General features: G+C 36.8%; 17 protein-coding genes and 1 riboswitch. Of the genes, 13 read left to right on the top strand and 4 right to left on the bottom strand.

Annotated elements, in window-relative coordinates:
• The first annotated feature begins 28 nt into the window (after nucleotides 1-28).
• The 6 genes from hemG (at nucleotide 29) to QN089_RS13165 (ending at nucleotide 9,659) form a co-directional block, all read left to right on the top strand.
• On the top strand, nucleotides 29-1,441 hold the full coding sequence (gene hemG / locus QN089_RS13190; RefSeq protein WP_350310896.1) for a protoporphyrinogen oxidase: 1,413 nt from the start codon (nucleotides 29-31) through the stop codon (nucleotides 1,439-1,441).
• Between the two features lie 22 nt (nucleotides 1,442-1,463).
• The gene (locus QN089_RS13185) at nucleotides 1,464-2,129 is read left to right on the top strand and encodes a class A sortase (RefSeq protein WP_068450654.1); all 666 of its coding nucleotides are present in this window, start codon (nucleotides 1,464-1,466) and stop codon (nucleotides 2,127-2,129) included.
• A 186-nt stretch (nucleotides 2,130-2,315) separates the two neighbouring features.
• Nucleotides 2,316-2,424, top strand: a riboswitch (SAM riboswitch).
• 92 nt (nucleotides 2,425-2,516) lie between these two features.
• A complete protein-coding gene (locus QN089_RS13180; RefSeq protein WP_285215485.1) occupies nucleotides 2,517-4,373 on the top strand; it encodes a bifunctional homocysteine S-methyltransferase/methylenetetrahydrofolate reductase in 1,857 nt (618 codons plus the stop codon).
• Nucleotides 4,354-7,788 carry a methionine synthase gene (metH, locus tag QN089_RS13175; RefSeq protein ID WP_156422322.1) on the top strand — a complete coding sequence of 1,145 codons (3,435 nt, stop codon included), beginning with the start codon at nucleotides 4,354-4,356 and terminating at the stop codon, nucleotides 7,786-7,788. The genes QN089_RS13180 and metH overlap by 20 nt, the downstream gene beginning before the upstream one ends.
• Nucleotides 7,789-7,936: 148 nt before the next feature.
• A complete protein-coding gene (desA, locus tag QN089_RS13170) occupies nucleotides 7,937-8,977 on the top strand; it encodes a Delta(5) desaturase DesA (RefSeq protein WP_285215484.1) in 1,041 nt (346 codons plus the stop codon).
• Between the two features lie 79 nt (nucleotides 8,978-9,056).
• Entirely contained in the window at nucleotides 9,057-9,659 is a 603-nt protein-coding gene (locus QN089_RS13165) for a response regulator transcription factor (protein ID WP_141274086.1), read from the top strand.
• Between the two features lie 47 nt (nucleotides 9,660-9,706).
• Here QN089_RS13165 and QN089_RS13160 read toward each other — a convergent pair whose 3' ends face one another.
• The 3 genes from QN089_RS13160 to QN089_RS13150 form a co-directional block, all read right to left on the bottom strand.
• Nucleotides 9,707-10,678: a proline dehydrogenase family protein gene (locus QN089_RS13160; protein ID WP_068450661.1), complete on the bottom strand. Its 972-nt coding sequence runs from the start codon at nucleotides 10,676-10,678 to the stop codon at nucleotides 9,707-9,709.
• A gap of 364 nt (nucleotides 10,679-11,042) precedes the next feature.
• Nucleotides 11,043-11,807 carry an ABC transporter permease gene (locus QN089_RS13155; protein WP_068450663.1) on the bottom strand — a complete coding sequence of 255 codons (765 nt, stop codon included), beginning with the start codon at nucleotides 11,805-11,807 and terminating at the stop codon, nucleotides 11,043-11,045.
• The gene (locus QN089_RS13150; protein ID WP_068450665.1) at nucleotides 11,804-12,535 is read right to left on the bottom strand and encodes an ABC transporter ATP-binding protein; all 732 of its coding nucleotides are present in this window, start codon (nucleotides 12,533-12,535) and stop codon (nucleotides 11,804-11,806) included. Before QN089_RS13150 ends, QN089_RS13155 begins: the two co-directional genes overlap by 4 nt.
• 77 nt (nucleotides 12,536-12,612) lie before the next feature.
• Here QN089_RS13150 and QN089_RS13145 point away from each other — a divergent pair, with 77 nt between their 5' ends.
• Together QN089_RS13145 and QN089_RS13140 are read left to right on the top strand one after the other, a co-directional pair.
• Nucleotides 12,613-13,170 (top strand): Ada metal-binding domain-containing protein, encoded by a 558-nt coding sequence (locus tag QN089_RS13145; protein ID WP_068450667.1) that lies wholly within the window; start codon nucleotides 12,613-12,615, stop codon nucleotides 13,168-13,170.
• Between the two features lie 10 nt (nucleotides 13,171-13,180).
• Nucleotides 13,181-13,654 carry a methylated-DNA--[protein]-cysteine S-methyltransferase gene (locus tag QN089_RS13140; protein WP_285215483.1) on the top strand — a complete coding sequence of 158 codons (474 nt, stop codon included), beginning with the start codon at nucleotides 13,181-13,183 and terminating at the stop codon, nucleotides 13,652-13,654.
• 48 nt (nucleotides 13,655-13,702) lie between these two features.
• Here the strand turns inward: QN089_RS13140 and QN089_RS13135 are convergent, their stop codons facing one another.
• Nucleotides 13,703-14,266 (bottom strand): phosphoribosyltransferase family protein, encoded by a 564-nt coding sequence (locus QN089_RS13135; protein ID WP_068450672.1) that lies wholly within the window; start codon nucleotides 14,264-14,266, stop codon nucleotides 13,703-13,705.
• A gap of 363 nt (nucleotides 14,267-14,629) precedes the next feature.
• On the opposite strand from QN089_RS13135, the gene QN089_RS13130 reads away from it, so the two are divergent.
• The 5 genes from QN089_RS13130 (at nucleotide 14,630) to QN089_RS13110 (ending at nucleotide 19,555) form a co-directional block, all read left to right on the top strand.
• Nucleotides 14,630-16,117, top strand: coding sequence for a nicotinate phosphoribosyltransferase (locus QN089_RS13130; protein ID WP_068450674.1), 1,488 nt, complete (start codon nucleotides 14,630-14,632; stop codon nucleotides 16,115-16,117).
• Complete coding sequence (gene nadE, locus QN089_RS13125; protein WP_087680602.1) at nucleotides 16,114-16,938, top strand: ammonia-dependent NAD(+) synthetase; 825 nt, start codon at nucleotides 16,114-16,116, stop codon at nucleotides 16,936-16,938. Before QN089_RS13130 ends, nadE begins: the two co-directional genes overlap by 4 nt.
• A gap of 186 nt (nucleotides 16,939-17,124) precedes the next feature.
• On the top strand, nucleotides 17,125-17,763 hold the full coding sequence (locus QN089_RS13120) for a nitrous oxide reductase accessory protein NosL (RefSeq protein ID WP_082701339.1): 639 nt from the start codon (nucleotides 17,125-17,127) through the stop codon (nucleotides 17,761-17,763).
• Nucleotides 17,764-17,831: 68 nt separating this feature from the next.
• On the top strand, nucleotides 17,832-19,109 hold the full coding sequence (locus QN089_RS13115; protein WP_285215482.1) for a right-handed parallel beta-helix repeat-containing protein: 1,278 nt from the start codon (nucleotides 17,832-17,834) through the stop codon (nucleotides 19,107-19,109).
• A complete protein-coding gene (locus QN089_RS13110; RefSeq protein WP_068450678.1) occupies nucleotides 19,106-19,555 on the top strand; it encodes a nitrous oxide reductase accessory protein NosL in 450 nt (149 codons plus the stop codon). The genes QN089_RS13115 and QN089_RS13110 overlap by 4 nt, the downstream gene beginning before the upstream one ends.
• Nucleotide 19,556: the final 1 nt, after the last annotated feature.

The raw sequence follows: 19,556 nt of genomic DNA, 5'->3' as shown, positions 1-19,556 counted from the left end.
GAAGAACATGAATGAACGGAGATGACAGATGTTGAGAAAAGTAGTCGTAATTGGTGGCGGTATTACCGGAATGAGTACGATGCATTACTTGCAAAAACAAGCCAAAGAACAAGGGTTGGACCTCGCTTTGACATTGATTGAAAAAGACGCACAAATCGGTGGTAAGATGGTCACAAAACAACGTGATGGTTACTTAATGGAAGTTGGTGCAGATTCCATCGTGTCGCGCCATGCGAGTGTTCGAAAATTAATCGAAGAATTACAATTAGAAGATCGAGTTGTTTATAATGACACAGGCGTTTCATATATTTTAACGGAAAATCAGTTACATGCAATTCCAGAAGATAGCGTGTTTGGAATTCCTATGAATGAACAAGCATTAAATAAAAGTACGCTTATTTCAGAAGAAGGAAAAAAAGCTGTTTTACAAGACTTAGAAAAAACCGAACTCCCTTTTACAACAAATCATTCGGTCGGAGAATTTTTAACATATTATTTAGGTGAAGAAATTGTTCAAAAACAAGTCGCACCTGTTTTATCTGGTGTCTATTCAGGTGATTTGAATAAATTAACAATTGCTTCTACTTTACCCTATTTATTTGAATATAAAAATGAATTTGGAAGTATCATGCGTGGATTTGAAGCAAATAAAGCGTTCTACCAAGAGAATGCCAAAAAGAAATTCATCTCGTTTAAAAATGGCCTAGTAGAATTATTTGAACGAATCGAAGAAACACTAGAGAACGCGACGATTTTAAAAAATACATCGGTGGAATTGTTAAAACAAGACACGAATGGGTATAAGATTCAAATAGATACGGGTGAATGGTTAGATGCAGATGAAGTCGTATTAGCTGTACCGCACCAAGTCGCACAAAAACTATTGAAGGAAGAGCCTTTCCAACGTGATTTTGAAGAACTACAAACGGGTTCTATTATTACAGTTTACTTGGCTTATGATTTACCGAATGATGTGCTACCAGCAGATGGTACAGGATATATTGTATCATCAGGTAATGATGTAGATTGTAATGCATGTACATGGACAAGTCGCAAATGGCGTCATACTTCTAAAGACGATAAGTTACTTATCCGTATGTTTTATAAAAAGAATAATCCTCGTTTTGAAGAATTTTGTCAGATGACAAATGATGAATTAGCACAAATAGCACGTCAAGACATCGAAAAAAGCTTAAAAATAATAGATGAACCAACATGGATTGATGTAAAAAAATGGTTTGATGCGATGCCAATTTATAATTTACAACATAAACAAGCAGTTGAACGTATTGAAAAACAAATGGTGAAATATCATCCACATGTACATTTAGCTGGTTGTTCGTATTATGGTGTGGGGATTGGTTTATGTATTCAAAATGGTGAAGAAGTGGCTACGCGAGTTATGAATCAATTTATTCAAAGACAACGAGAATTCGTATAAAGTGTGAAAGGAGGATTCCATAATGAACAGGAAATTAAGTTTAACGATTGGCATTGTTTTGTTTGTTTTAGGTGTTGCACTAATTTTCAATAAACAAATTATGGGGTTCATCGTGTCACATATGAGTAATCAAGCAATTGAGCAGTTTGATGAACAAAAAGCACAAAATGCGGATGACGTAAGCTTTGATTTTGGTAATGTGGAAAATATTAGCTTACAAGATGTATTAAAGGCACAAATGAATCAAGGTGATGTACATTCAATTGGTGCATTAAGTGTTCCCGATGTATCTTTACAATTGCCTATTTTATACGGAATTTCAAATACAAATCTAGCAATTGGCGCAGGTACATTAAAGAAGGATATGAAGATGGGGCAAGGTAATTATGCATTAGCAGGTCATAATATGAATAATGATAAAACATTATTTAGCCCTTTAACGAAAGCAAAAAAAGGAATGCTTATGTACACAACGGACTATAAGCGTGTGTATACGTATAAAATTACAAAAATCTTTATTACAGAAGCAACTGACGTTCAAGTTATCGAAAATCAAGCTAAAAAAAGACTACTGACGCTCGTTACATGTAATTATGATGGTTCGAAACGATTAATTGTACAAGGTGAGTATGTCAATGCGCGTGACTTTGATTCAAATGCTGGCGATGCATTTACGATAAAAAAATAAAATATGAAGCGTATGAGATGTGAAAAAACCTCATACGCTTTTTTTTAATACCTATTACTGAATTTACGAAATATTGTGATAAAGTAAGCGCTTTTTCGTACAATATTTAGCTGAAAGTGGTAGAAGCTATTGACGGTACTCTATTTAAGAGGTATGATTCTTTTAATATTTTAAAAATTCAATAATTTCTTATCAAGAGAAGCCGAGGGACTGGCCCGACGACGCTTCAGCAACCAGCCATTTAGATGGTCAGGTGCTAATTCCAGAAGGACGTATGGTTCTTAAAAGATAAGAAGGCTTATTTTCAAGTGTCAGTTCAAACCTTCTTATGCAATGTAAGAAGGTTTTTTTATAGCTTTTTTGAAATGAAGGAAGGATGGGGAGTGTATGGGGTTACTAGAAGATTTAAAGACAAAGGTATTAACAGCAGATGGCGCAATGGGGACACTGCTCTATTCATATGGGATTGATTTTTGTTATGAAGAACTGAATGTTCGAAAGCCGGAAGTAATTGAGAATATTCATAAACTATATATTGAAGCGGGCGCTGATGTCATTCAGACGAATACGTACACAGCGAATACGATTAAGTTAGCTCGCTACGGTATTCAAGATGAATATGAAGCACTGAATCGTGCGGGTGTAGAGGTAGCGAAAAGAGCTGCAAAGAATGGCGAGTACGTACTTGGAACAATTGGTGGAATTCGAGGTATTCGTAAGGATGAACATTCACTAGATGAGATTATTGAATCACTTGTTTTACAAGCAAAAGTATTACTTGATGCAGGTGTAGATGGTTTACTACTCGAAACATTTTACGACTTAGAAGAGCTTGAAACATTAGTGAAAACAATTCGCATATTCTCAGATGGACCGATTGTAGCGCAAGTTTCGATGCATGACCCAGGGGTTTTATTAAATGGAATGAAGTTGAATGATGCACTGCAACATTTAGAAAGAGCTGGAGCTGATGTTGTCGGTGTGAACTGTCGGTTAGGCCCGTACCATACAGTGAAGGCGCTTGAAAATGTTGAGCTACCAAAGAACTCGTTCTTATCTGCGTATCCGAATGCAAGTCTACTCGATGTAGAAGAAGGAAAAGTGGTATATGAATCAGAAGCAGAATATTTTGGGCGCGCTGCAGTTGAATTACGTGATGAAGGGGTTCGCTTAATTGGTGGATGCTGTGGAACAACACCTGAACATATTCACGAAGTGAAGAAACATTTATCAGATGTTTTACCAATGGAAAATAAAGAAGTTATCACAACTAAAGAAGAAGTGATTCGTGAAGCTAATGTGTCTAAATTTGAACCACTTCACGAGAAAGTAAAAAAAGGGCGTTCCATTATCGTTGAACTTGATACACCGCGCCATTTAGAAACGGAAAAGTTTTTAGAGGGAGCAGCGATTTTACAAAAAGCGGGCGCCGATATTGTCACAATGGCAGATAATTCACTTGCTTCACCGCGTGTATCGAATGTGGCGATGGGATCGATTTTAAAATATGAAAAGAATGTACGAGCATTAGCACATATTACATGTCGTGACCGTAATTTAATCGGGCTACAATCTCATTTGATGGGCTTAGATGCATTAGGTATTCACGATATTTTAGCTGTGACAGGTGATCCAACAAAGGTAGGGGATTTCCCAGGTGCTACAAGCGTCTATGATGTATCGAGCATTGAATTACTACAATTAATTAAAAAATTAAACGAAGGTATTTCTTTCTCGGGAAAACCACTACGTAAAAAGGCAAACTTCTCTGTAGCGGCAGCATTCAATCCGAATGTACGTGTCGTCGAACGTGCCATTCCACGTTTAGAGAAAAAGATTGAAGCAGGTGCGGATTATTTCATTACACAGCCTGTTTACTCAAAAGAGAAAATTATTGAAATTTATGAAGCAACAAAACATTTAGATACACCGATTTACATCGGAATCATGCCACTAACAAGTTTACGAAATTCTGAGTTTTTACACCATGAAGTGCCAGGCATTAAGTTGTCAGATGAAGTACTTGAACGTATGAAAGCAGCAGATGGCGATAAAGAACGCGCACAGGCAGAGGGTGTCCAAATTGCGAAAGAATTAATTGACACAGCTGCATCACTCTTTAACGGTATTTATCTGATTACACCGTTCATGCGCTACGATATGTCTGTTGAATTAATTCACTACATTAAGGAATTAGATGAAAAGGTTAAGGGAGGAAGTCACATTGTCGAAACATCTCATTGAAGAAAGAATTAAAGATCATATTCTCGTATTAGATGGTGCGATGGGTACCATGTTACAAAATGCGAATTTAACGCCAGATGACTTTGGGGGCGATGAATATGATGGTTGTAACGAGAACTTGAATTTAACACGACCGGATGTTATTGCAGGAATTCATCGTGCTTATTTTGAAGCAGGAGCGGATATTGTCTCAACGAATACATTTGGTGGTACACCACTCGTATTAAATGAATATGATTTAGGTCATCAAGCAGTTGAAATTAATAAACGTGCTGTCGAAATTGCCAAAGAAGTAGCAGAGGAATTATCGACACCTGAGTGGCCACGTTTTGTTGCAGGTGCGATGGGCCCAACGACGAAGACATTATCTGTAACAGGTGGTATTACATTTGACGCGTTAAAGCATGACTTCTATGTACAGGCGAAAGCTTTGATTGAAGGCGGCGCAGATGTACTACTCCTTGAAACATCACAAGATATGTTGAATGTAAAAGCAGGTACACTTGGTGTTAAGCAAGCTTTTGAAGAACTCGGTAAAGAAATTCCAATTATGATTTCAGGTACGATTGAACCGATGGGAACAACACTTGCTGGTCAAAGTATTGAAGCCTTCTATATTTCAATTGAACATATTAAACCACTATCAGTTGGTTTGAACTGTGCGACGGGTCCAGAGTTTATGACTGACTACTTACGTTCATTATCTGAACTAGCAACAAGTTATGTTAGTTGTTATCCGAATGCGGGTTTACCAGATGAAGAAGGGCATTACCACGAAACACCTGACAGCTTATCGAAAAAGCTTGCTGGTTTCGTTGAAAAAGGTTGGTTAAATGTCGTAGGTGGTTGTTGTGGAACGACACCGGACCATATTCGTGCGATTCGTAAAGTGGTAGAAAATGCACCGCCACGACCATTAGAAGAAAAAGAACCGCATCATACAGTTTCAGGAATTGAAGCACTTGTATATGATGACTCTATGCGACCACTATTTGTAGGGGAACGTACAAACGTAATCGGTTCACGTAAATTTAAGCGTCTAATTATCGAAGGGAAGTTTGAAGAAGCAGCTGAAATTGCACGTGCTCAAGTGAAAAACGGTGCGCATGTTATTGATATCTGTTTAGCGAATCCTGACCGAGAAGAATTAGAAGATATGGTTAACTTCATGAAAGAAGTCGGACAAAAAGTAAAAGTACCATTCGTTATTGACTCAACAGATGAAAAAGTAATTGAGGAAGCTTTAAAGTATTCACAAGGTAAAGCGATTATTAACTCCATTAACTTAGAAGACGGCGAAGAACGCTTTGATGCTGTTATTCCAATCGTGAAAAAATATGGTGCGTCAATTGTTGTTGGAACAATTGATGAGAAGGGGATGGCTGTTGACCGTCATCGCAAACTTGAGATTGCCAAGCGTGAATACGACTTACTTGTGAATAAATGGGGCATTGAACCAGAAGATATTATTTTTGATCCACTTGTATTCCCTGTTGGAACAGGTGATGAACAGTATATTGGTTCAGCTGTTGAAACAATCGAAGGAATTCGCTTAATTAAGCAGGAGCTGCCACGTGCTTTAACGATTCTAGGTGTATCGAATGTATCGTTCGGTTTACCACCTGTAGGACGTGAAGTGTTAAATGCAGTATATTTATATAACTGTACACAAGCTGGTCTTGATTATGCGATTGTGAATACTGAAAAATTAGAGCGTTATGCATCGATTCCAGAAGAAGAAATCAATTTAGCGAATGATTTATTATTCAACACAACAGACGAAACATTAGCTGTATTCACTGATTTTTACCGAGATAAGAAAAAAGAAAAATCAGAAGATGATATTCCGAAAACTGTACCAGAACGTTTAGCTTACTATATTTTAGAAGGTACAAAAGAGGGGCTAATTGAAGATTTAGAATTAGCGCGTGAGATGTACGATACACCACTTGATATTATTAATGGACCGTTAATGGAAGGGATGGCGAAAGTCGGCAAGCTATTCAATGAAAACCAATTGATTGTAGCAGAAGTATTACAATCAGCCGGCGTAATGAAAGCAGCGGTTGCCCATCTAGAACAGTTCATGGAGAAACAAGTAGATGATGTCGGTAAGGGTAAGATGTTACTTGCAACCGTAAAAGGTGATGTACATGATATCGGTAAAAACTTAGTAGAGATTATTATGAGTAATAATGGTTATACGGTTGTAGATTTAGGTATTAAAGTTGCACCGCAAACATTAATTGAAGCCGTACGTAAAGAGAAGCCAGATATTGTCGGGTTATCAGGACTACTTGTAAAATCAGCACAACAAATGGTTATAACAGCACAGGACTTCAAAGAAGCCGGAATCGATACACCGATTATCGTTGGAGGAGCAGCATTATCGCGTCGCTTCACTGATACGAAAATTGCAGCAAACTATGATGGACCTGTGATGTATGCAAAAGATGCAATGGCAGGGCTTGAAATTATCAACCGATTACAAGGTGAGGAACGAGAAGAATTACTCGCTGAAATCGCTACAGCACAACAAAAACGTGCTGAAAAAGAAGCGAATAAACCAGCAGGAGGTACAGCTGTAGCCGTAGCAACACGTCCTGTTAAAACAGTAAGCAGTGACTTTAAAGTATATAAACCGCATGATACAGAACGTCGTGTTATTCGTGACTATTCTGTAAAGCACTTATATCCATATGTGAATATGCGTACACTAATCGGTCACCATTTAGGACTGAGAGGTTATAGTGAGGACTTACGTCTTAGCGGCGACAAACGTGCGAATGAGTTATATGATTTAGTGACAGAATACTTACAGTCAGATTTATTATCGGCTTCAGGTATGTATCAATTCTTCCCAGCGCAATCTGATGGAGATGATGTTGTCATTTATGATCCACAAGATGAGAAAACAGAGATTGAGCGTTTTACATTCCCACGTCAAGAAAAAGCACCATTCCTATGTTTAGCAGACTTCTTAAAGTCTAAAGATAGTGGAGAGATGGATTATGTAGGTTTTATGCAAGTGACAGCAGGGCATGGTGTAAGAGAATATGCACAACGATTAAAAGAGCAAGGGAAGTTTTTAGAAAGTCATGCGTTCCAAGCAACAGCGCTTGAACTTGCGGAAGGATTTGCAGAGCGTATTCACCAAGAAATGCGTGACCATGCAGGTTATCCAGATGCGACAGACTTTACAATGCGCGACCGTTTTGCAGCGAAGTATCAAGGTCAGCGCTTCTCATTCGGCTATCCAGCATGTCCGAATTTAGAAGATCAAGAAAAGTTATTTAAATTGTTACGACCAGAGGATATTGGGGTAGAGTTAACAGAAGGCTTTATGATGCAACCAGAAGCATCTGTTTCTGCGATGGTATTTAACCACCCAGATGCTCGTTACTTTAACGTATAAAATGAAAAGCGTTCGATATGAGATATTGAACGCTTTTTCCAATGGGTCATTTTAAGTGACATTTGTCATATGACATCTATGACAATCACACCTATGTGAATAGTCCATACCCCTTTAAGATTAAGGAAATAGGGATGGGGGCAAAAGAATGGAACGTGAAAGAACAAAAGAGTTACACAAAGCGGTTCAACCGTTTGCAAAATCAGATCGCACCAAAAGTATTTTCCAATTGATGAACACTATTATTCCACTAGTAGCTATGTGGGTAATTGCATATATGATTATTGACCAGACAGTTGTAGGAGCGATTGCATTGAGTATTGGTGCAGCATTCTTCGCAATTCGTACCTTTATTATTTTCCATGATTGTACACATGGGTCGTTCTTTAAAAACAAAAAAGCAAACGCAGTATGGGGAACAATTACAGGGATTTTAACGATGTTTGGCTATTCACAATGGCGTCATGAACATCTTTTACACCATGCATCAAGCTCAAATTTAGATGCACGCGGTGTAGGCGATATTTGGATGATGACAGTAGAAGAATATCAACAAGCATCAAAAATGAAGAAAATCGGCTATCGTTTATACCGAAACCCACTTGTTATGTTTGGGCTAGGGCCACTATTCTTACTATTAGTAGTAAACCGTAAAAATCGTCGTGATGCGCGTATGCCAGAACGTATGAATACGTATTTTACAAATATCGTATTAGTCGTGCTATATGGTGCAGTCATTTATTTCTTAGGTCTTGTACCATTCTTGCTTGTAACCGGATTATCAATGTATATCGCAGCGATGCTAGGTGTATGGTTATTCTACATTCAACATACATTTGAAGATTCATACTTCGAAGAGAAGAGTGAATGGAGTTATGTGAAAGCAGCAGTAGAAGGTAGTTCATATTATAAATTACCAGCTGTTTTACAATGGTTAACAGGAAATATCGGTTTCCACCATGTACATCATTTAGCGCCACGTATTCCAAACTATGCACTAGAAGAAGCGCATGAAAAAACACCACCATTACAACATGCAACGACGATTACATTAAAATTAAGTTTGGCATCACTTAAGTTCAAATTATATGATCCAGAGACATATCAATTTATTACATTTAAGCAGTTGCCACAACATATCCGTAAAACATCAGTAAAACCAATTTTACCAATTAAAAAAATTGTATAGTACGGGGGCGAGGATGAATACTTTTATATTCCTCGCTTTTTGTTATAATATGGAGAATGAGACGAGAGGTGTGAGCAGCATGATTAAAATTGTCATTGCAGAAGATCAGGGCATGTTACTAGGCGCTATGAAGGCATTAATTAATATGGAAGATGATATGGAAGTTGTGGCAATCGCTCAAAACGGTGAAGAAGCACTTGAGAAAATTGCAGAACATCAACCAGACATCATCATCATGGATATTGAAATGCCGGGTAAAACAGGGCTAGATGTAGCAGAGCAATTAAAAGATCAAGAATATAAGATTATTATTTTAACGACATTTGCACGACCAGGATACTTTGAACGAGCGAAAAAAGCAGGAGTACGTGGGTATTTATTAAAAGACAGTCCAATTGAGGAACTTGTCAACTCAATTCGCGTGATTGTGGATGGTCGTCGTATTTACGCGCCTGAATTAATTGACATCGTATATGAAGATGATTCGAACCCTTTAACAGAGCGTGAATCTGAAGTACTTGGTCTTGTTGCCGAAGGAAAAACAACGAAAGAAATTGCAAAAGAATTGTTTTTATCGCCAGGAACAGTAAGAAATTATATCTCAACAATTCTGGATAAGTTAGATGTAAGTAATCGCATTGAGGCGATTGCGCGTTTTAAAGAAAAAGGTTGGAACAAATAGTAAAGAGAGGATGGGAATAAGAACCCTACCTCTCTTTTTTGTATCGACTATTTTTTCTTGGTGAGGCGGCCCAATAAAAATGCGGCTGCACCAATGCCAATCAATGTATTTGTTTTTTTATTGAACACTTGTTTAGCAACAAGATTTATATTTTGCGGGCGTTCTGCTAAACGACGCATAAAGTATCCATACCAATCTTCGCCATATGGAATATACGTGCAGAATGGATAACCCTCATCTGCAAGTGACTTTTGTAAATCTGTTCGGAAACCATAGAGCATTTGGAATTCATATTTTTCTTTTGCAATCGCTTGTTCTCGAATAAAAGTTTGAAGATGCGCGATGATACGATGATCATGTGTTGCAATCGATGTGAATTTTCCATTTAATAGATGGTATTCAGCTAAACGGATAAAGTTGGCATCAATTTCACCTTTTGTTTGAAAAGCAACCGTCTCAGGCTCTTTATAAGCACCCTTTACAATTCTGACACGCGTGTTCTTCAATGTTTCTAAATCATCCATAGCGCGATGAAGATAGGATTGAATAACAGTTCCCACATTGTCATACGTTTTTGAAAGCTGTAAAACGAAATCAAGTGTCACTTGTAAACGTTCATAGTTCTCCATATCGAAATTCACGAATAGTTTGTATTGTTGCGCACAACTTACGATTTCCTCAATGTTTTGATAGCAAAAATCAACATTTAAGTCGAGACCAAGCTGTGAAGGCTTAAGTGAGATGTGCGCATCGAGTTGATGCTCATGTATCACTTCAATCATGCGTAGAATTTCTTCTTTTGCAGCGATCGCTTCTGCTTCATTTTGAACAAATTCCCCTAAATGGTCGACTGTACAAGAAATCCCCTGTGCGTTTAGTTTCTGAATACTTATAATGACTTCATCTAAATTTGTTCCTGCAACAACAGTTTGTGCGCCAAGCTTTAAACCATATTTTTTTGCGTTGTCATTTAAAAATTGATTTTCAGATAATGCGATGAAAAAATCTTTAAGTGCCATATAGCAGACCCCTTCGCTAATGAATTTAAAAGTTTACCGTTCTTTAATTAAAACATAAAATTCTTAGAAAAACATAAATTTTATGGTAGATGTAGAGAATCTTTTGAATAGAAAGAATTTATATTTTATATAAAAGCAAATGTGAGCATAAAAATTGAGAACGAATTCTATCCATTATAAGATAGACTTGTAGCTGAAAACTAATGATTTTAAACCTTTTTGGACTATTTTGTTACAGAATTTACACTGTTTTATGACAAACGAGTTGCAATTGAGTCTCAAAATCTGTAACTTGTTACTAGGTACAAAATTAATATTATGACAAAAAAGTCGTCTTCTCACATGGAATGGGAAGACGATTTTTTCATTCACCAGAAAATTTCTCATGAATCATTTGCATTTGTTTATTGAACAGTGTTGGATACGATAAAAATCCTAAAATAACACTCGATAATGCAGCTGTAGATAGTAGCATGAAAAGAACGAGTAACTGGAATTGTACCGCTTGAATAGGGTCAGCTCCTGCAATAATTTGACCACTCATCATACCAGGGAGTTGAACCAATCCGATTGTTTTTTGGCTTTCAATCGTTGGAATCATACTCGCTTTAATCGAAGAGATCAACTGTCTATGAATCGCTTGTTTTGGTGTACCACCTAATGACAAGATTAATTCAATCTGGTCTTCATAGGCTTCAATTTCAGAAGAGAAGCGATTTAAAAATAGAATAGAGAGAACCATCGCATTTCCAATTGCCATACCACTTAGGGGAATCATATATTGAGGTGTAGCTGGTACTACGTTTAGACCAATTAAAATAGACATTGTAATCACTTCAACTGTTAAAAATGTGACGACAAGTTTCCACGTGATCCCATCAATATGTGAACCTTTTTTTCGCGCATTTAATGTAGCGGCTAAAACCATTAAACCAATCATCAGTCCTGTATAAAGATAACCATCACTTGTAAAAACAAATTTTAGAATATACCCGACAATGAGTAGTTGAACAATCGAACGAATCGTTGCGATGATTGTGTCTTTTTCTAATTGTAAGTGTAGCGTTTTTGAAAGAATTAAAGGAATTAAAACGAATAATAAAGTAATCGCAAGTGCTGTATAACTCATGCATCTACCCCCTCAATAAATTGTTTAACTCGCTCATTCTTCGGTGACTTTAGAATGGAACTCTCGCCTGCTTCTATCAATTGGCCATCCATCAATACCCATACATAATCACCTAAATGAATCGCTTGCTCTAAATTATGTGTAATCCAAATAATTGTTACATGGTATTTTTTATTAATCTTTTGAATAAGCTCCTCAACTTCACGTACAGAAATACGATCGAGTGCAGAAGTAATCTCGTCTAATAATAAAATTTTATTGCGATTGACGAGTGTACGTGCAATGGATACACGTTGTTTTTGCCCGCCAGATAAGTCCAATGCATCCTTTTTAAGAAACGTTTCGTCTAGTCCGACGTCCTGTAAGATAGAGATGGCATCTTCTCGTGATAATTGTTGGTTTTGAAGTGTACGTGGAAGATTCAAGTTATCATAGACTGTTCCTTTAATCATAGGAGCAGATTGAAGGGCAATTCCGACTTCTCTGCGTAAATCAACAGGGTTATAATCCTGTGCATTTTTATTATAGATTTGAATCTCTCCGCTTGTTGGGGAGATGAGACGATTACACATCTTGAGTAAAGTTGTTTTACCAGCACCAGAAGGACCAACGAATGTGGTGATTTTCCCATCTGGAATAGATCCTGTAATGCCATTTAAAATCGTTTGTCCATCAATTGTTAGATGAACATCTTGAAAATGTATAGCAGGTTGATAAATTGAATTCAAAAAAACCACTCCTTTAAAATCAGTTCGATAAAATAGATGTTTAATTAGAAAGAAAAAAGAAATTAGGTGATGATTATATGTTAGGACGTACGCCAACAGAATTTGAATGGCAAGCAATTCAAATGAGAACTTCAAGTGTAGACCGTGAATTTGTTTACGCAATTACGACAACAAAGATTTTTTGTAAGCCGTCATGTCCATCTTGTAAGCCAGATGTAGAACATGTACGCATCTATAAAAATAGTGACTTAGCAATGGAATCAGGTTATTATCCATGTAAACGTTGTAAACCAGGTGGCTTAAAACTAAGTAATCAAGACTGGACCAATCAGATGAATGCTTATATGGATCAATATTATCAAGAACATATTACATTACGTGTCTTAGCAGATGAATTTCATAGTAGCCCCTATCATTTACAACGTGTATATAAAAGTGTAAAGGGTTATACACCAACAGAATACTTACAAAAAGTACGCATTCAGCGTGCAGTGGAGTTATTAAAACACACGTATTTATCAGTTGAAGAAATTGGACATCAAGTGGGATTACATAACACGTCTTATTTTATAACATTATTTAAAAATTTGGTTGGTACAACACCTAAACAATATAAAAAAACGTTAGAAAGTTGAGTGTGATGTTATGTACTATACGGAATGGCAAGCGCTAGAAACGAAATTTTATGTTGCTTGTACAGAAGAAGGGCTGTCTTTTGTAACGAATGATTGGGATGAATTGAATGAATACGCAGATCATCTGATTCGAGATGATTTGAAGTTAGCGCCATTCATAAACCATTTTGAAGCATATGCAAAAGAGCAAGTATTCAAATTGGATCAGATAACAATGGATTTACAGGGAACAGATTTTCAAAAAAAAGTTTGGCAAGAGCTCGTAAACATTCCGTATGGTGAGACCCGTTATTATGCACAAATAGCAGAAGCGATTGGTAAGCCAACTGCGATACGTGCTGTAGCATCTGCAATTGGAAAAAATCCTTTACTCATCGTCATTCCATGTCATCGTGTTATTGGAAAGAATGGTAAACTAACAGGATTTCGTAGCGGTTTACCACTGAAAGAGCGTTTGCTACAACATGAAAAAATTCAAATATAAATGATGAAGGAGGACAGATGATTATAAAATCATTCTGTCCTCTTTTTGTTATGTATGTGATGGATTTGGTATGTGATTAGTGAAAAGTGGTAGCTTGTCTAAATGAATCACATCGCAACGACCAATGGAGTCGCCTTCTACTAAGATACAAGCTTTTGCAACAATTTCACCGCCAGCTTTTTGTACAAGAGCTTCTAATGCTTCAAGAGAAGAACCTGAGCTAATAACATCATCAACAATGGCAACACGTTTATAATTTAAAAAAGCAGCATCCTCATAGCCAATTGCTAAAATCTGAGGTGTCGACGTTGTAATTGAGTTTACTTCATGAATCATGGGTTGGTTCATATAACTTTTTATTTGTTTGCGTGCGACAACATAGCGTGGTAACTGTAACTTCTTCGATAGTTCATAAACAAGTGGTATACCTTTTGCTTCTGCTGTGATAAGTACATCAACATGTGGTAATTTTTCAGCCAGTTTTTGTGCAGCTACTTCAACAAGTTCTACATCCCCAAGTAAATCAAAACTTGCAATTGATAAGTTTTCTTCGATTTGAACGATGGGTAAATGACGTGTAAATCCAGCAATTTGAACCGTATAGGTCTTCATGTGAACTTCTTCCTCTCCTCTTTTAAATTCCAAACACAACGTCAAAAAAGCATATGTAAGGAATAGGAAAATATGGTGCCTATTTAGTTTAATCGCTATAGTCGAATACTTCAAATGATTTTTGTAAGTAGTTTACTTTTTACATGGTATAATAGCACTTACAAAATGTGTATGTGTCAAAGTTATGACAAGATAGACGACTTACCTCTTATTTTTTGCTATGATAATAGACATACATATTTATTTTAGCGTTGAAATATATGAGAAATGACTTGAAATGGAGCCATTCGGGTAGTATACGGAGTAATTCGCTAAATGAAGTATTAAATGACTAAATGAAACAGTGGAAGAAGGAGTATAAAGATGAAAGCAACTTACCCTGACGACAGCTTAGCGTTACACACAGACTTATATCAAATTAATATGGCAGAATCTTATTGGGCGGATGGGATTCATAATCGAAAATCAGTGTTTGAACTTTATTTTAGAAAACTTCCATTTGGCAATGGATACGCTATATTTGCCGGTTTGGAACGTATGCTTGAGTATTTACGAGATTTTAAATTCAGTGAATCTGATATTGCCTATTTACGTGATGAAGTAGGTTATCAAGAAGATTTTATTGAGTATTTGAAAGATCTACGTTTTACAGGTGATGTTTATTCAATGGTAGAAGGTGAGATTGTCTTTGGCAATGAACCAATTGTACGCATTGAAGCGCCTCTTGTAGAAGCGCAATTAATCGAAACAGCTCTCTTAAATATTGTGAACTACCAAACATTAATCGCAACAAAAGCAAGTCGTATTAAACATGTAGCAGAAAATGAGATTGTAATGGAGTTCGGTACACGTCGCGCGCAAGAGATGGATGCAGCGATTTGGGGTACACGTGCTGCTATTATTGGTGGATTTGAATCAACAAGTAATGTGCGCGCAGGAAAACTATTTGACCTCCCTGTCGCTGGAACACATGCACATTCACTTGTTCAATCTTATCGTAGTGATTATGAAGCGTTCCATGCATACGCACGTCGTCACCGAGACTGCGTATTCTTAGTTGATACATTCGATACGTTAAAATCCGGTGTTCCTTCAGCGATTCAAGTTGCAAAAGAATTAGGTGACAAAATTAACTTTATCGGTATTCGTTTAGATAGCGGTGATATTGCTTTTCTATCAAAAGCTGCTCGAAAAATGTTAGACGAAGCAGGATTCAAAGACGCAAAAATCGTTGTTTCAAATGATTTAGATGAATACACGATGTTGAACTTAAAAGCACAAGATGCAAAAGTGGATATGTGGGGAATCGGTACAAAGATTATTACAGCCTATGACCAACCAGCATTAGGCGCAGTCTATAAAATTGTATCAATTGAGGACGAACATGGTGAGATGGTCGATACAATTAAGATTTCTGCAAACGCAGAAAAAGTAACGACACCAGGACGCAAAAAGCTATATCGCATTATCGATCGTGAAAATGGTAAGGCTGAGGGTGATTACATTACGATGTATGATGAAGACCCACAATCAGAAGAGAAAATTAAGATGTTCCATCCTGTTCACACATTCATCTCAAAATTTGTCACAAACTTTGAAGCGAAGAACTTACACACAAAAGTGATTGAACAAGGGGAAGTCATCTACACAAGCCCAACAGTGCATGAGATGAAGCAATATGCAAAAGACAACTTACAATTACTATGGGATGAATATAAGCGTTCACTGAATCCAGAAGAATATCCTGTTGATTTAAGCCAAAAATGTTGGGATAACAAAATGCGTAATATCGCAGAAGTGCAAGAAATGATTAAGGTGGTAAATGATCGAATTGGGGGCTTTGAAAAATGACACTTCAACAACAGATTATAAAAGAATTACATGTACAACCAACGATTAATGTACATGAAGAAATTCGTCGTACAATTGATTTTTTAAAGGAATATGCATACAAGCACTCGTTCGTAAAAGGCTTCGTATTAGGTATTTCAGGTGGACAAGATTCAACATTGGCAGGCAAACTAACACAAATGGCTGTGGATGAATTGAATGATGAAGCAGGTGAACAGCGCTATACGTTTTATGCAGTACGCCTTCCTTACGGTGTACAAGCAGATGAATCAGATTGTAATGATGCGCTTGCTTTTATGAATCCAACACAGGTTTATACAGTGAATGTAAAACCAGCAGTAGATGCAGGTGTTCAAGCTTTAGCAGACGCAGGTATTACATTATCTGACTTTATCAAAGGAAATGAAAAAGCACGTGAACGCATGAAAGTCCAGTTTGCGATTGCGGCTGCGAAACAAGCAGTTGTCATTGGCACAGACCATGCGGCAGAGGCAGTAACAGGTTTCTATACAAAGTACGGTGACGGTGGTGCAGATTTAACACCTTTATGGCGTTTGAATAAGCGTCAAGGTCGCGCGATGTTAGCGGAACTCGGATGTCCAAAACATCTATATGAAAAAACACCAACTGCCGATCTTGAGGAAAATCGTCCTTCTCTGCCAGATGAGGTAGCGCTTGGCATCACATATGATGAAATTGATGATTACTTGGAAGGTAAGGAAATTCCAAAAGCAGCACAAGAAACACTTGAAAAGCATTATTTACGCTCACAACATAAACGTCATCTACCAATTACCGTGTACGATGATTTTTGGAAATAGTATGTTCGTGTAGAATGAAAGAGACCGTACAAAATTAAGTACGGTTCTTTTTTTTATGTGAAAAGTTTCGATGATTTTTTTCTAATAGATTTCATTTTTGACGAAAAAAAGTCACATGAACTTTCATCTTATTTCACAATTGACCGTTAGAGTATAAAGTGAATGAAAAAAAGGAGTGGAAAATATATGAAATATCGTTTAGGAATTAGTGCATTAATTGCTATGTCATTATTAACGGCTTGCGGAAATACAGAAGATGAAGCGAAGAAAGAGGAATCACCAAAGACAACTGCTTCAACAACACAAACTGAAAATCAAACAAAAGATTCAAATGGTACAACTGTAGTGGATGGCATCACATTAAAAGAGCCAGCGAAAGATGAAGTGTGTGCATTTTGTAATATGACTGTTTATCAAAAGTCGGATGAAATGGGCGCATTTACAGCTCAAGCTGTCGACAAAGACGGGAAGAATTTATTCTTTGATGATGCAGGTTGTATGTTAAACTATGAAAGAAAGCACGACGTAACACTTGATAAATATGTGAGAAACTACGATGATAAGAGTTGGATGAAACTTGATGATGCAGTTGTTGTCAAAGGCGACATTAAAACACCAATGCATTATGGTTTTGCTTACTTCAAAGACGATGCAAGTGCAAAAGCTTTCACAGACAAACATAAAGGTGCAAAAATCGTAAAAGTAAGTGACATTGATGATGTAGCACACGAAAAGTACAAAGCAGCAAATGGTGGCGGTCACCACGGTGATAGTAAAGAAGACCATAAAGACAGCGAAGAACATTCAGATAACAGCGGTCATTAAGTAAATAATACATGAAGTGGAGTTGTCCTTTTGGGCAATTCCCCTTTGTAGTTAATGGAGGCACCAATATGAAATGGCGTTTTTTACTCGTTTTTTTCATTAGCCTAATTGGCTTTTCAGCACAAGCCCATGCTGAATCACTACAAAAACAAATCGACAAAACGCCAAGCGGAGGCACGTTAAAACTATTTGATCGTGTGTACCGAGAACAGGCAACGATTCGTAAGCCGATTACGATTGTCGGTGGTGAAAAAACACTGCTGAAAGCTGGCTATGATAAGACAGTATTAACAATCGAAAACACAAAAGATGTCACCCTTAAAAATTTGAATTTTTCACGTTCTCAGTCTGCCATAGATGTGAAGAAATCTTCACAAATACATATTGAGAACCTGAAGATGGTCTATATGTTCAGCGGTGTAAACATTCGAAACTCATCGGATGTCCACGTAAAAAACTTTAAGATGCGTGGTATTGATGGACAGTATGCAGATAAGGGGACAGGGATTGCGGCATATGATAGTAAGCGCATTAATATCTCCGATAGTGACATTACAGAAGTGCTAGATGCTTATTATTTAGAACGTGTAACAGGATCACGAATCATTAATAATATTGCTACATTTAGTCGCTATGGTCTTCACTATATGTACGGAAAAGATATTTATGCAACAGGAAATACACTTGAAAATAATGTGACAGGAATTATGCTCATGATTGCAAAAAATGCATTATTAGAAAAGAACAAAATCCAATATCAAAGTGATTGGAATAGTTCAGGTTTTACACTTTATAATGCAGAGAATATCGTGACGAAAAATAATGAATTAATCGGGAATCGAACAGCGATTTCAAGTCAAAATATGAAAAAATCAACGATTCTTGATAATACATTTTTAACGAATCAAACAGCAGTTGAATTCACAGGGTCTTATAAAGAGAACGAAGTAGAGCATAATGATTTCCTGGGGAATATCGTGAACATTCGTTCAGATGGTACAGCGAGTAATATTGTCGGAAACTACTATGATGATTATTCTGGTTTTGACATAGAAGATGATGGTATTGGCGACTCAAAATATGTAGCACTTCAAAGTTTTGGACAGTGGATGGTACGTGAACCTGCTTACCAATACTACATTGAATCACCAAGTGTTGTACTACTGAATCAGATGGACCAACAAACAAATAAGACAGAAACAAGTCAATTAGTGGATGAAAAACCACGTATGAAATCCATTACAGAATTTGAAACAGAACGCCCAATGAAAATTTGGCTCATTATTTTAGGTGGTATTTTATTTATTGGTAGTCTTTATGGCTGGAGAAGGAGTGTTAAAATATGAAGAAAAAATGGTTAGGCGCACTTTTAGCGACAAGTCTCTTATTAACTGCTTGTGGTAATAAAGAATATGAAGCAAAAGAAATTAATAAACAAACAGACATTTGCAAAATCTGTAACATGAGTTTAGCGAATGAAAAATACGCTGGACAAATCGCTTTGAAAAATGGCGATTATGAAATGTTCGATGATCTCGGTTGTTTAATGGATTACTATAAAACAATGAACAAAGATGATATTGGTGAAGCATTCATTAAAGATAATGACAGTGACGAATGGTTAGACGTTGAAAAATCAACATTCGTTTACGATAAAAAAGTACCAACACCAATGAGTTATGGTGTCATTGCATTCAAAGATGAAGCAGCAGCAAAAAAATATGTTGAAAAGAATGGCTCTGGAAAAGTAATGAGCTTTGACGAACTAAAAAGCTTTAATTGGGGAGCGTAAT

It is taken from the genome of Kurthia sp. YJT4 (genome assembly GCF_030219945.1).
Classification (GTDB): domain Bacteria; phylum Bacillota; class Bacilli; order Bacillales_A; family Planococcaceae; genus Kurthia; species Kurthia gibsonii.
The sequence above is the reverse complement of the archived record's forward strand: the minus strand, read 5'-3'. Positions and strand labels throughout refer to the sequence as shown.